Source organism: Brevibacillus sp. HB1.3 (assembly GCF_013186635.1).
Classification (GTDB): Bacteria; Bacillota; Bacilli; order Brevibacillales; family Brevibacillaceae; genus Brevibacillus; species Brevibacillus brevis_D.
In genome coordinates this window covers 511,207-524,704 of the sequence record NZ_JABMIT010000001.1, presented here as the reverse complement: position 1 = coordinate 524,704, position 13,498 = coordinate 511,207, and the positions used below count along the sequence as shown (strand labels likewise).

Below are 13,498 nucleotides of genomic sequence, written 5' to 3'. Positions count from 1 at the left end.
GCTCTCTCCTTCTGTGATGAATTTGGAAACCACCAGCGGACACATGCTTTGATCCGCATCCGCGTCTTTTTTCGATTAACGACGAGTTTTTTCCAGCTTGCTGCTGATTACCGTGAGTAATGCTGCACCTAACACCATCACTCCGCCGACCCATGGCGTATGAATCAGGCCAATTGTATCGACGATCATTCCTCCAACGAGGGCTCCAATCGCAATGCCGAGATTGAATGCTGCAATGTTAATGGCAGATGCTACATCAACAGCACTTGGCACGTATTTTTCAGCCAACTGCACGACATACACTTGTAAGCCCGGTACGTTCATAAAGGCCAAGAGGCCCATTAGCATAATCGTAAGGGTTCCCACCCATTTGAACGGAGCGGTAAATGTTAAGATGATTAGAATGATTGCTTGGACGATGAACATCCAGCGCAGTGCTTTTATCGGATTCTTGTCGGCTGCTTTTCCTCCGACCGTATTTCCAATCGCTACCGCAATCCCATAGACGAGTAGAATCAGACTGACGGCGCTCGCCTGATAACCTGTGATTTCTTCCAGAATCGGACCTAAGAACGTAAAGGTGACAAAGGTACCGCCGTAGCCAAGAGCCGTAATGGCAAAAACAAGCAACAGCGGCAGGTTTGTAATAATTTTCACTTGGTCTTTAATAGAAGCTGGCTTGGCATTTTTTAAATGGCTTGGTACCAGAATCGCTGTCGAGATAAGTGCAATCACGCCAAGAATGGCCACTCCCCAAAAAGTCGCTCTCCATCCAAACATTTGTCCAATATACGTTCCCAAAGGTACGCCTGTAACGGTTGCAACGGTCAAACCGGTAAACATCGTCGCAATCGCGCTGGCACGCTTGTTTTCTGGCACTAGATCGGCGGCAATCGTCGAACCGATCGAGAAAAATACACCATGAGAAAATGCGGTAAAGAAACGAGCAATGATTAGTATCGCAAAGCTACTCGACAAGGCTGCCGCACTGTTTCCGACAACAAAGACAATCATCAAAAGCATGAGTAGCGCTTTGCGTGGAATTCGACTTGTGAGTGCTGTAATAATCGGTGCACCAATAGCTACTCCTAGTGCATATCCAGAAATCAGTAGTCCTGCTAGAGTGATGGTTACTTTCAAATCCTGTGCGACAGTAGACAACAAACCGACGATAACGAATTCAGTAGTCCCGATACCAAATGCACTGATTGCGAGAGCAAGTAAAGCAAGAGTGGATTTTTTCGCACCAGTTGCTTGCTGCTTCACATTGGATGTAATCGTGCTCATCTAAGTTGTATCCTCCCTTTATTTTCTTGCCGTTCACAAAGCAGGGCCCTTACTTATCATGATTGGCGAATATGTTTGGTTCTGAATGCTATTATGTCTCATGCCTCACTTGATAGGAAGTACGTACTTTCAAGTATCATAGGCACCAAAAAGTACCTTACACCAATCATCAAGCAATAAAAAAAGCCGGGAAGACTGTCCTCCCGACTCATTCCTCTATCTTTCTTGCAGCGCTACTTTTAATCCCAATAAGATGTAAACAGAGCCTACGATCTTGCCACTCCATCGTCCAAGCCAGGAAATTCGCTTCACCAAATGCCCCAGTGGTCTGATGCTGATCGCAATCAACGCGGTGTAAAAGAACCCCAAGATGGCGAAAATCAGTCCCAAGACAAGGAATTGGTAAATGGCTCCCCCACGCTCCGGATGTACGAATTGTGGCAGAAACGCGAGAAAAAACAACGCGGTCTTCGGATTCAGAACTTCTGCGAGGATCGCTTGCCCATACGATTGCAGCGGTGGCAACGGTGTTACTTTTGGCAGCTCTGGGTCAACCGGTTTTTCAAGCATGGCCCGAACCCCTAAATAGACCAAGTAAGCCGCTCCCACAAATTTCACGAGATGGAATGCCCATGCAGATGTCATCAAAATCGCAGATAAACCGACCGCAGCAAAAATCGTATGAATGAAGTCGCCTGTAGCAATGCCAAGCCCTGCCATGATCCCTGCTTTACGTCCTCCCTGAACGGTACGCGTCGCAGTTAACAGGACAGCGGGTCCCGGAATTAAAAAGAGGCCGATCACAACAGCTAAAAATGCTCCCATGGTAGTCCAATCAAACATGTGCTCTCCCTCTTTGTATCGTATATTCAAATTCTCTTTCTATCATAAACGATGGGCAGCCTGAACGATACGGTTCCGATTTACTTTTCGCTTTCATGAGCTCGTGGCGGAAACAAAATCGTGATGGTCGTTCCCTCCCCCACACTGCTGTCCAACGAGATGTTTCCCTTGTGTGCCTCCACGATCCCTTTCACAATCGTCAACCCCAATCCTGCTCCACCGCGTTCCCTTGCTCGCGAGCGATCTCCCCGATAAAAACGCTCAAATACGTACGGGAGGTCCTTTTGGTCGATGCCCGTGCCGCTGTCCTTCACTTGCAACCGGACCATTGTACTCGGTTTGTCTACCGTGACGATGACTTTTCCACCCGCTGGCGTATGCTTGCAGGCATTCGTCAACAAATTCGCCACGATTTGGGCCAGTCGCTGCCTGTCCCCTGTGATCCAGACAGCATGATCCCCTTTGAAGTGAAAATTCACTTGCGCTCGGGTAAACGTAGCACACATCGACTCTGTGACTTCTTTGACAACCTCACGCAGCTCCACCTCTTCACTGCGCATTTGTAAGGAGCCCGACTCCACCTGGATCACCTGATCTAAATCGCGGACGAGACTGCTCAAACGCAGTACCTCAGATCTCGTGCTTTCGAGATTTTTGGGAGTTGCTTCCCATATGCCGTCGATCATCCCCTCTACTTGCGCCAGCAAGGTGTTCAGTGGTGTTCGCAATTCATGGGCAATATCGGAGGTTAGTCGCTTGCGCAGCTCCTCCTGATGCTCTAGACTTTGGACCAGGTTGTTAAAAGCAGCGACCAATGACGTAATCTCATCCTTGCCACGAGGCTCCGGTACGCGTATGGACAGATTGCCTCTCGCGACTCGTTGCGCTGCGGTGCTCACTTGTACGACTGGACGCACCATGGTCCGAGCGAGTGGTATGCTGATGATAATGACCAGGATCAGCAGCACAGCCATCGTCCACAACGTCGTGTTTTTATGGGCCCATTGGAAATGACTTTCCAAGGTCATATAGGCACTCCGATCATCGTGGCTAATCACCAGTTGCCCAATCATGACACCCTTACTGACAAGAGGAATCCTGTCTACACTGTAATTGCTCGTATGGACTGGCCGCTTGCCCCACTCGTTTTTCACTTGTTGCTGTTGATCGAGAAGTGTGATATGTAATCCCAAGACCTCGGAAACCGCTTCCAGCTTATGATCGGCTTCCGCTCCCCAGCCTTGATTGTCCTGATACGCCTCGAGTGCGACTCGCGATATTTCTTGGTTATGCTGATTTCTCACCTCATCGGCATACATGGAAAAATGAACATCCATTTCCTTTACGGACAACAATGAGGAAAAAAGAACGGCGCATGCGCCAACAGTCATGATCACAAAGGCGAGCTTTACCCAAATATGCTTCATCGTGGCCTCACTTCTTCATGGGATCGTCAAAGCGATAGCCCAATCCATACACTGTCTTGATATACTCCGGTTGCTTCGGGTCTACCTCTATCTTTTGCCGAAGATTTTTGATATGCGTATCAATGGTTCGGTCGTATCCCTCGAAATCAAAGCCCATGACCTCACGCACGAGCTCCTCCCTACCCCACGTTCTCCCCGGATAACGGACAAGCGTTGTGAGCAAGCGGTATTCATTCGGCGTAACCTCCAAAGCCACTCCATTTTTCGTCACTCTCTTCTCATTCATCGATATGGTCAAATCGCCCACTTCAACAAAATCGGAGAGTGTTGAATAACTACCCGCACGACGCATGACGGCTCGAACACGCGCGACAAGTTCTCTCGGGCTAAAGGGCTTGATCAAATAATCATCAGCGCCAATCGTAAGCCCGCGAATCCGATCCGCCTCACCACTTTTCGCCGTTAGCATCAAAATCGGGACACGTGACTCTTTGCGAATTTGGACGCAGACTTCTTCCCCGCTCAGATCAGGAAGCATCAGATCCAAAATGATGCAGGTCAATGAAATCGTCGTGGCCATTTCGACTGCTTCCTTGCCTGTTTGGGCCGTCAGAACATGATAACCTTCCTTTTGCAGATAGGAGGACAATATTTCTAAAATTTGCGGCTCATCATCGACTAGCAAAATGGTAGACATGTGAATCCTCCCTAATTCTCTTGTGTTTGAGCCTTTCCTTTTTTCCAGAAAAGCAAAAAGACGAGAGCGCCTGCCAGCAAGGCAAAGAGCAAGCGAAACTTGTTTTCACCAAAAGTAATCAGATCATGACCGACGAATGTTTCAAAAACCATCGACGGCACTTTTCCTAGCAAGGTCGCCACCAAAAATTGCCCGAAGGTGATATTCGTCATAGCCGCTCCTAAATTGATTACACCCGAAGGCATCAGCGGATTGATCCGGAGCAAAACGATGGCAAGGCATTTGCGAAAACTCGTCGTTCCATTGATGGTATGTACCCATTTGAATGATTTCAGCTTTTCGCTTCGATCTGCTTTATTGATCGTGTAGCGGTAAAGGAAGAAGGCTATGCAAGCACCAACCACCTCTCCCGTTAAGGAAATCAAGAATCCTCCGTACAAGCCAAACACGACTGCGTTCGCACCTGATAAAAAAATGGACGGCAATACACCTGCCACACTGATCACGATGTTCAATAAAATACTACCGACAATCCCCAGCATACCCAAAGATCGAATCCACTCTGCCAGGGCTTCTATATTGGTTATCCAATCCATCCTTCTATTTGACTCCCCTCTGCCACACTCTCTCTAGAGTAAACGAAACTTGTGAAGAAATCATGGAAAAAAGCAAAACAGTCGTAGCCTGATCGACTACGACTGCATGTATGAGATGCTGCACTATTATTCTTCTGCGATTGCGATGTACAAATCCACTTGCGCGTTGTTAGGATCAGCGCAGCGCACTCCGTCATATCGTTCGAAATCTCCGGTAAATGTCCGCTTGTTCCCCGGTTGATGGGACCACTCCCACACCTTCGCCCACGCTTCCATCACAACTTCTACCGTCGGGCCGACACGAGTCGTAAATACAGCGTAAGTAGAAGCCGGCAAGGTCTTGACTGTGAGCTCAGCAGGGAGCTCACCGTTTTTTTCTACAACAGTTCCTACTAACAAGGCGTACTCGCCTGTCTCGTCACTGTCGTAATCGGAATACACCCCCAGAACCACACCCGGTTCTTTTTGATGGGGAGTTTTGATGGGATGCTCTTCTTGATAATAGCGCTGCCACAGTCCCCCAATTTTCCCATTCGGTCCGCCTTCCGCCTCATTGGTTGTCCGAATTTGCAAGCCCGCTACACGCATTTCATCCAGTTTGACAATTGTTGGGTTCATCATTAACCACGCTCCTGTCAGAGTTTGTTTACATGACTTAGTATAACGACCATACCCTGACAACTATCTGTCAACGTTCCAATGTTTATTCATAAAGTTTCGTCATTCTTTTTACCGTATCCCCCATTCGCTGTCTTACATGGGAAGGCTCATGTACACACAAGGCATCGCCAAAGCTAAGCAGCATGCCGTTTAACCATTCATCGTCTGTCATCTTCGTTCGTACCAGCAATGAGCCATCCTGCATGGTCTCTATCGCTTCTGGCGCAAACATATCCCGTACCCTTACATGCACACGCTGCGCAAACTCGAGGACAAGAGAAATACGCTCTGCTGTGTCCCATTCTTCGAGCCATTCCAGTTTATCTATTTGATAGGGCCGAGGGGAAAACTCCTCTGTCAGCACGGACAAGTCTGCAATCCGCGATAGGCGAAACAGCCGATCTTCTTGGCGCTGTAAACAAAAGCCGTACACGTACCACACATAACCTTTGATAATCAGTGTGACAGGCTCAATGGTGCGCTCTGTCGCATCGCCTTGTATTTTCGTATAAATGATCCGCACACGAAGTCTTTTCTCGATGGCTTCCCGCAGCTTGTTTACTTTTTCGGCGATTGCCGGTGTACTGCCCCACGGATTAAAGTCGTAAACAACAGGATGTGCACTTCCTTGAAGAGAGGATGGTGCAGTGGTGAGTAACGCTTTTATTTTTTCCAGAAGCTGTCCGATTTGCTTGTCGTCTGTGGAGGAATGAACCCCTTTTAGCGCAGCAATAACTGCGACTAGCTCGTCCAAGGATAAGTATTGTCGATCGATCGTAAAATTCTCCATGATCTCGTATCCGCCGCTTGCCCCAGGGTACGCTACGATTGGAATTCCGGCTGCGTTAATGGTTTCCAAATCCCGATAGACCGTACGCAAGGATACTTCGAAGTGCTCGGATAGTTCACGGGCGCTCACACGGCGCTTGTTCAACAACATGATGACAATAGCGAGTAGCCGTTCTACCTTCATGAAAGCCTCCGTTTTTTTGAGTCAACATAGTGGTGGAGAAGAAAAAGCACAGGTCTCTTCGACTCTGACACGCCAGCTGGGGGATTCACTGGACGTCTCCACTTCAAAAAGGGGACCGTCGAGCCAAAGCCACCCTACGGGCGGAAGTTTCTCAGGGGAGAAGTGTTCGACAAGCGGGTCCCCTTTTTGAAGTTCCGACTGGGTAGACGTTGTCAAGGTCTGCGAGCCCTGTGCTTTTTCTTCTCGCCAGCTTAGTTGGTTCATCGATACCTTTTAAAGATTTGAAGATCATTCCCGTATGAATGATCATACAAAAAAGGAACCTGCAGCCTAAAGTTGCTGCACATTCCTTTTTTGCTTTGCTTCATTTGAAGCTATACGCCCATACGTCTGCGTTGATTGTTTGGTTTTTTGGTGAGCTGGCTTTTCATGGATTGATTTTGTGCCTTTTGATTCATTGGGTTATTAGCCTGTGCTTGCGCTTGTTTCTTTTCTGCCATTTTGCGCTTCATTGCCTCTTGCAGGCTGATTTTCCCAGGCTTTTGTTCGGTGGTATTTTTTTCGTTTTGGTTTGGCTCCGTCATGCGTAGCAACTCCTCATAGAAATTGGTTATCTTCTATGTATTCTAGTGCAAGACAGGAGGAAGCGCCAGTGGGAATCTACCCGTTAATCGCCCGAAGCTGTGATAATTTAACACCACTCGCCTGGTACTTCAAAATTTCCTCCAAAAGTTCTGCAAGGTAAGCACCTGCCTCAATCGGTAGCGTGCCACCCTTATGAATATTAGAAATAACCGTACGATCTGATTCTACCGTATTGGCATCCGGTTTGTAAATCATGTAAGCACTGAGACTTTCTGCCGTCGCAAGTCCCGGTCTTTCTCCGATCAAGGAAATGACAACCTTGCAATTGACGATGGATGCGACCTGATCCTGAATCCAAACGCGACCTTTGTTAATGAACACTGGCTTTCCTACACTGACGTTTCTCATGGAAAGACCTTGGATTAACGCAGGCAGCAAGTCTGGGATCGTCGCCTCACACGCTGAGGTGCTCAGTCCGTCCGAGATGACAATTTGCACGTCTTTGTTTTTATCCCCATGCTGCTCCAGCCAACGCGCGGACTCATCCGATAGCATCCGTCCGGAGTCGAGGTTCATTAAATACTCCTCCATGCTTGTCGCTCTTGAATGAAGGACAGGCAGTTGCAGACTCTCGATTAGCTCTGGACTGATCGTTTTCATAACCGCATCGCGTGCTGCGGCCTGATCAATCCGAAATTGAAGGTAGCTTCCCGTCTTCATCCGGGTGCCCGCCCGCCCGATTCCGATGCGAGCCGGCGTTCGTTTCATCGCTTGCTCCAATGCTTCTGGATTGTTTGGATTCTTGACCCCGCATTGCTTTTGCTCAGGAAAATGAATCACTCCTTGGCCTTTTTTGGACAGCTCATCGATTACGCGCTGGACCAAGTCTTCCATATTGATCTGTTTCACCATGCTTCCCTCCCCACTCGTTAGTCAAAAATGGTTAAATCGCCTGCGCGATCTGTCAAACGACCATTTTCCATAAGGCCCATTTTTTCCATCCATTTCTCAAATTCCCGGAGAGGTCGCAGTCCCAAGAGCTCGCGGTAGCTGGCGTCATCGTGGTAGCTGGTGTCTTGATAACTGAGCATGACATCGTCCCCACCTGGTACGCCCATATAAAAATTCGCCCCTGCCAAGGTAGTCAGCATCCCTGCAATCTCCTGGTCATTCTGATCCGCATACATGTGGTTCGTATAAGTCGGAGCGATTCCCATCGGCAAACCATGCAGCTTGCCCATGAACAAATCCTCCAGATCAGCACGAATCATCTGTCTGCCATCATACAGTGTTTCTGGTCCGATAAAGCCAGAGACGTTATTGACCATGAATGGCTTCCAGTGACGGCAAAAACCGTACGTACGCGCTTCCAGCGTCTGCATATCGACGCCTTCATGAGAGTCCAGCGACACTTCGGAGCCTTGCCCTGTCTCAAAATACATGACGTTTGGTCCCGACGCTGTGCCTTTTCGGAGCATCAATTCCATTGCCTCATCCAAAATCTCTTTATTTACGCCAAACGCATCATTCGCGCGTTGTGAACCTGCCAGACTTTGGAACATCAGGGAAATGGGCGCTCCGCCGCGAAGAGCCTGCATCTGTGTCGTGATATGGGCCAGTACGCAGTTTTGTGTAGGGATTTCCCACTTTTGCATGAAATCATGTGTCATTTTCAAGAGCTTGGTAACGCTTTCAACGGAGTCGTTATTCGGGTTAATTCCAATGACAGCGTCGCCAGATCCATAGGACAAGCCTTCCTTCATCGAAGCCAAAATACCATCGGGATCATCGATTGGGTGATTCGGCTGACAGCGGAACGCCAGTCTTCCCGGCTCGCCGATCAGTGTGTTGCAGTAAGCTTGATGCTTCATTTTTTGGGAAGCCATGACCAAGTCAATGCTGGACATCAGCTTGGCCGTAGCGGAAATCATCTCGCTGGTCAGCCCACGGCTAATTCGTGTCAGCTCAGGCATTCCTGTGGAAAACGACAAGATGTACTCCCGTAGCTCCCCTACTGTCCAATTTTTAATTTCATCGTAAATAGAGAGATTAATATCATCATAAATGATCCGTGTCACTTCGTCCTTTTCGTACGGTATGACTGGATTTTCATATAGATCACGAAGTTGCATTTCGCTTAATACGACTTTGGCCGCCATCCGCTCCAGTGCGGAATTGGCTGCTAGTTTACTCATGTGATCGCCAGACTTTTCTTCACTCGCTTTTGCCAATACGTCACGAACCGAAGTAAACTGGTAATGCTGTTTACGTACAACGCAAGCCAATTTCATCTCTAGCTTCACTCACTTTCTTTTCAGCTTTCCGTAAACTCTATTTCATGGAACGAAAAAAGCGCTTCGAAACAAAAGACGAAATGCTCGCCTTGGTCCAAGCGCCGTTGCTCTTCCTATCGATTCACTTTTTTGCGTTCATTGTTTGCTTGTAAGCACGAACTCCACTGCGGGTAGCAGTTCTTCTTCCATGACGGGTTTGACCAGATAGGCACATATCCCCTTCGCTTTGGCTTGCATGACCATTTCCTTTTGACTGTAAGCAGTCAAGAGAAGGATCGCTGCGTCCGACTGCTCTCGGATAATCCCAGTCGCTGTCAAACCGTCCATAATTGGCATTTTCACATCCATAATAATGAGATGCGGGTTCCACATTTGCGTCAATCGAACGGCCTCTTTGCCGTTTTTTCCTTCAGCTACGACGTTATATCCCTGCTCTTGCAACATCTCGACCAGGTCCATACGCGTTATGGGGTCGTCGTCTATGATGATGACTCGATAATGCTGACGCAATACTCCACCTCCCGATCACCAGTGAACGGACGTGCCAACTGCTCATCATTTTCATACGCAACCGACGCCGTTGTCGGTTTATCGCATATTTCTGAATACGTTTATTATATCTATATTTTCAGGCTAATTCCACCTTAAATCCAACCTACCCTTCCCCCTTGTTGCTTCCTACGTGAAGGTATGAGAAAAAATCAATGTAAGATTTTCGGCTGCAGCTATTTTGGGTGAGCGATAAAATGAAAACATAACGTTGGAGGGGGAACCGAATGATAACGGCCGAGATGAAGTCCGAGTATTATCAGGCGTTACTGGATAAAAATTCAGAATATGAAGGTGTCTTTTTTGTTGGAGTCAAAACAACTGGCGTATTTTGTCGCCCGACGTGTCCAGCAAGAAAACCTAAGTTTATCAATTGTGAGTTTTTTGATCATGCCAAACAAGCACTTTTGGCCTCATTCCGGCCGTGCCAGCGCTGCCGTCCACTTTCACATCCCAATCATGTTTCCGAGCTCGTCCGTCAGCTAGTAAACGCTGTAGAAGAAAACCCCGAGCAGCGCTGGACCGAAAATGACTTTCAAAGATTATCCGTGGATGCTGCAACAGCGCGACGCCAATTCAAAAAGCGTTTTGGCATGACGTTCGTCGAATATGCAAGGGCGCGACGTATGGGGATTGCGCTGAAAGAAATCAGAGAAGGAAAAGCCGTCATCGATGCCCAGCTATCCACCGGTTACGAGTCTAGCAGTGGTTTTCGAGACGCATTTTCACGAATTATGGGGGCAGCACCTACTCTTCTTGGTGATCATCCTATCTTAAAGGCATCATGGCTGGATACGCGACTCGGTCCCATGATCGCCATTGCGGATGAAGAAGCTCTCTATCTCCTTGAATTCATTGACCGCCGTGGCTTGGAACGAGAAGTTGAACGTCTTAGACAAAGAACGAAGTCAGCGATTATCCCTGGTTCTACAGCACCTATCCGTTCGATTGAACGTGAGTTAGAGGAGTATTTTGACGGAGGGCGAACACAATTTGCAACGCCTTTGTTTTTGTGCGGATCGCCTTTTCAAAGAATGGTCTGGGAGCATTTGCAAACAATTCCTCCGGGGCATACTTCATCCTATTCCGATGTTGCAGCAGCTATTGGGAAACCAAGCGCCTTTCGTGCAGTCGCGCAAGCAAATGGTGCGAATCAGTTAGCGATTGTCATTCCTTGCCACCGGGTCATCAACTCCAATGGTGATTTGGGAGGTTACGGAGGGGGACTTTCACGCAAACGCTGGCTGCTTCATCATGAAAAAGAAACATCCCACCCCCTTTGACCCGAATTCGTGAAACATCTGGAAAATGGATGCGGGCACTCCTTCCTAGCAAAAATGCCCTCGCTTATGCAAGGGCATTTTGTTCTTACTGCGCTTTTTCGGTTATTTTTTGACGAAGGTTATCTACGAGCTCGGACATTTTCACTCCGCCCAAAATCTCCTCCATGGCATGCTGCGCACGGGTCAAAATCAACTCCAGCACAAACTGTATATTCGCACCCACTGGACAATCGGGGTTCGGTTGCTCATGGATGTGAAAAAGCTGCCCTTCTTCCACGACATCGACTGCACGGTAAATTTCAAGAAGCGTGATTTGATCCAATTCCTTGGCGAGAGAAGCGCCGCCAGCTCCCGCACGTACGTTCACGAGCCCAGCCTTCTTCAACAGCCCCAGTACACGTCGGATCACAACTGGATTTGTATTCACACTACCTGCGATCCATTCAGAAGTGCAATGCGAATTCGAATTAATGGAAAGCAGTGATAAAATGTGAACCGCAATGGAGAAACGGCTGCTGATTTTCATACGTTGTCACCCTTTCGTTGTAATGATTATAGTTACACCAAATGCAAGAAGTCAAGTTAACCATACCGTCACTTTTCGTTCCGTCGAACTTTTTTCATTCTACTATAATGACTGTGTCAATTGTTCCCGTCCATATTACACTCGGTGGATTTGGTTTCCCAAGCTCAAAGGTGGTACGCCCAAAAATACGCCTACGCATCCGAGCACTCTTGGCGTGAGGTTCTTCAGTTTTTTGAACGGACTTTTCCGGAGTAAAAACAGGGAAAGCCTACTTGCATGACGAAGTAGGCTTTACGATCTATCATTATAGAAAGGATGTATAGCCCTATGGACTGCTTATTTTGCAAAATCGTAAACGGAGACATTCCTTCTAAAAAAGTGTATGAGGACGAGCATGTATTGGCCTTTCACGACATTAATCCTGTCGCCCCTGTTCACGTCCTGATGATTCCGAAAAAGCATATTCAATCCGTTCTGGCTATCGAGCCTGAGGACAAGGAGCTGATCGGTCACCTCCATCTGTCGCTGCAAAAAGTGGCAGAGACAATGGGCGTGAACGAGGATGGCTTCCGTATCGTAACCAACATTGGCAAGCATGGGCAACAAACCGTCTTCCATCTGCACTACCACCTCATTGGAGGCCGACAATTGGAGTGGCAGTTCTAATCAATAGCGGCTACTGCTCTTCGTGAGAGGCAATGTGGCGGGCGATACCTTCACCATGAAACCTTCCATTTTCGATAAAAATGGCGTTCGCGTGACGGCCCGCCGCAATGACTCCCGCGATATAGAGTCCTGGGATGTTCGTCTCCATTGTCTCAGGATGATGCGCTGGGATTCCCGTTTCCTCGTCAATCATAACCCCTAACGAATGAAGGAAGGTACGATCCGGACGGTATCCAATCAAGGAAAATACATGGTCATTGGCAAGCGTAATGACTTCCTCGCCCATCCTCACCCTGATAGAACGTTCCTCAATGCTCTCGACGGTTGCACCAAACAGCATGTGAATGCGTCCTTTTTTGATCAGACTCTCAAAAACAGGTCTTGTCCATGCCTTGACCTTGTCAGATAGCCCCGTTCGGCGGCAAATCACCGTTACCTCTGCACCTGCCCGTTCCAGCTCCATCGCTGCGTCTACGGCAGAGTTGTTCCCCCCCCACTACCGCTACTTTCATCCCTGTATACGGATGTGCTTCCTTATAAAAGGACGAAACCTTTGGCAGCTCTTCGCCTGGGACCTGCAACCGATTTGGATTGTCAAAGTAACCTGTGGCGATCACCAAGTTTTTCGCTTCATACGTATTTGTTTTGGCGAAACGGTCTGTAGTCGTAATCTGGAAGCCTTCTGGTGTTTTCTTCGCTTCCGTCACCGTTTCATATACGTTCACGCGCAATTTTTCTCGCGCTGCTACCAGTCGATAGTAATTGAGTGCCTCTTGTCGAGTCGGTTTGTCGTTCGCCGTTGCAAAAGGTACACCCCCGATTTCCAGTAAATCTGGTGTGCTATGAAAAATCATGTAGGTCGGGTAGCGATAAATCGAATGGACAAGCGACCCTTTTTCAATAATGATGGGATCAAGTCCAGCTCGCTTGCAGGCAATGGCCGCTGCCAGTCCACAAGGTCCACCGCCTACAATCAGTACGTCTTCCATTTCTCTCCGCCTCGCTTCATTCTCTCTATTCTTATTCCTCCATCATATCATATCGCATTCCCAGAAAAAGAGTTCGGACACCCCTGCAAGGTCTCTACCAAAATCTGACCAATGAAAGAATGG

At 48.1% G+C, this 13,498-nt stretch carries 14 protein-coding genes and 1 pseudogene; 2 read left to right on the top strand and 13 right to left on the bottom strand.

Going from position 1 to position 13,498, the window contains the following annotated elements:
• Positions 1-75: 75 nt before the first annotated feature.
• The 11 genes from HPY31_RS02740 to HPY31_RS02690 all read right to left on the bottom strand — a co-directional run bounded on the left by HPY31_RS02740 (position 76) and on the right by HPY31_RS02690 (position 9,872).
• Positions 76-1,287, bottom strand: coding sequence for an MFS transporter (locus tag HPY31_RS02740; protein WP_172138197.1), 1,212 nt, complete (start codon positions 1,285-1,287; stop codon positions 76-78).
• A gap of 216 nt (positions 1,288-1,503) precedes the next feature.
• Positions 1,504-2,130 (bottom strand): LysE family translocator, encoded by a 627-nt coding sequence (locus tag HPY31_RS02735; RefSeq protein WP_064199648.1) that lies wholly within the window; start codon positions 2,128-2,130, stop codon positions 1,504-1,506.
• An 80-nt stretch (positions 2,131-2,210) separates the two neighbouring features.
• Positions 2,211-3,557, bottom strand: a complete 1,347-nt coding sequence (locus HPY31_RS02730; RefSeq protein WP_172138195.1) for a sensor histidine kinase — start codon at positions 3,555-3,557, stop codon at positions 2,211-2,213.
• 7 nt (positions 3,558-3,564) lie between these two features.
• On the bottom strand, positions 3,565-4,254 hold the full coding sequence (locus HPY31_RS02725) for a response regulator transcription factor (protein ID WP_172138193.1): 690 nt from the start codon (positions 4,252-4,254) through the stop codon (positions 3,565-3,567).
• An 11-nt stretch (positions 4,255-4,265) separates the two neighbouring features.
• On the bottom strand, positions 4,266-4,850 hold the full coding sequence (locus tag HPY31_RS02720) for a TVP38/TMEM64 family protein (RefSeq protein WP_172138191.1): 585 nt from the start codon (positions 4,848-4,850) through the stop codon (positions 4,266-4,268).
• A 126-nt stretch (positions 4,851-4,976) separates the two neighbouring features.
• Complete coding sequence (locus tag HPY31_RS02715; RefSeq protein ID WP_172138189.1) at positions 4,977-5,471, bottom strand: GyrI-like domain-containing protein; 495 nt, start codon at positions 5,469-5,471, stop codon at positions 4,977-4,979.
• 82 nt (positions 5,472-5,553) lie between these two features.
• The gene (locus HPY31_RS02710; protein WP_172138187.1) at positions 5,554-6,483 is read right to left on the bottom strand and encodes a helix-turn-helix transcriptional regulator; all 930 of its coding nucleotides are present in this window, start codon (positions 6,481-6,483) and stop codon (positions 5,554-5,556) included.
• 374 nt (positions 6,484-6,857) lie between these two features.
• The gene (locus tag HPY31_RS02705; RefSeq protein ID WP_015890910.1) at positions 6,858-7,067 is read right to left on the bottom strand and encodes a hypothetical protein; all 210 of its coding nucleotides are present in this window, start codon (positions 7,065-7,067) and stop codon (positions 6,858-6,860) included.
• A gap of 76 nt (positions 7,068-7,143) precedes the next feature.
• Entirely contained in the window at positions 7,144-7,977 is an 834-nt protein-coding gene (gene eutC / locus HPY31_RS02700) for an ethanolamine ammonia-lyase subunit EutC (RefSeq protein ID WP_026134035.1), read from the bottom strand.
• Between the two features lie 20 nt (positions 7,978-7,997).
• Positions 7,998-9,359 carry an ethanolamine ammonia-lyase subunit EutB gene (locus HPY31_RS02695; RefSeq protein ID WP_172138910.1) on the bottom strand — a complete coding sequence of 454 codons (1,362 nt, stop codon included), beginning with the start codon at positions 9,357-9,359 and terminating at the stop codon, positions 7,998-8,000.
• Between the two features lie 138 nt (positions 9,360-9,497).
• On the bottom strand, positions 9,498-9,872 hold the full coding sequence (locus tag HPY31_RS02690; protein WP_172138185.1) for a response regulator: 375 nt from the start codon (positions 9,870-9,872) through the stop codon (positions 9,498-9,500).
• Positions 9,873-10,138: 266 nt separating this feature from the next.
• Between HPY31_RS02690 and HPY31_RS02685 the strand changes: the two genes are divergently transcribed.
• The gene (locus tag HPY31_RS02685) at positions 10,139-11,194 is read left to right on the top strand and encodes a bifunctional transcriptional activator/DNA repair enzyme AdaA (RefSeq protein ID WP_016740423.1); all 1,056 of its coding nucleotides are present in this window, start codon (positions 10,139-10,141) and stop codon (positions 11,192-11,194) included.
• 85 nt (positions 11,195-11,279) lie between these two features.
• Here the strand turns inward: HPY31_RS02685 and HPY31_RS02680 are convergent, their stop codons facing one another.
• On the bottom strand, positions 11,280-11,720 hold the full coding sequence (locus tag HPY31_RS02680; RefSeq protein ID WP_172138183.1) for an Rrf2 family transcriptional regulator: 441 nt from the start codon (positions 11,718-11,720) through the stop codon (positions 11,280-11,282).
• Between the two features lie 327 nt (positions 11,721-12,047).
• Between HPY31_RS02680 and HPY31_RS02675 the strand changes: the two genes are divergently transcribed.
• Positions 12,048-12,386: a histidine triad nucleotide-binding protein gene (locus tag HPY31_RS02675; protein WP_007727375.1), complete on the top strand. Its 339-nt coding sequence runs from the start codon at positions 12,048-12,050 to the stop codon at positions 12,384-12,386.
• A gap of 10 nt (positions 12,387-12,396) precedes the next feature.
• Here HPY31_RS02675 and HPY31_RS02670 read toward each other — a convergent pair.
• Positions 12,397-13,375: pseudogene (locus tag HPY31_RS02670) on the bottom strand (YpdA family putative bacillithiol disulfide reductase).
• Positions 13,376-13,498: the final 123 nt, after the last annotated feature.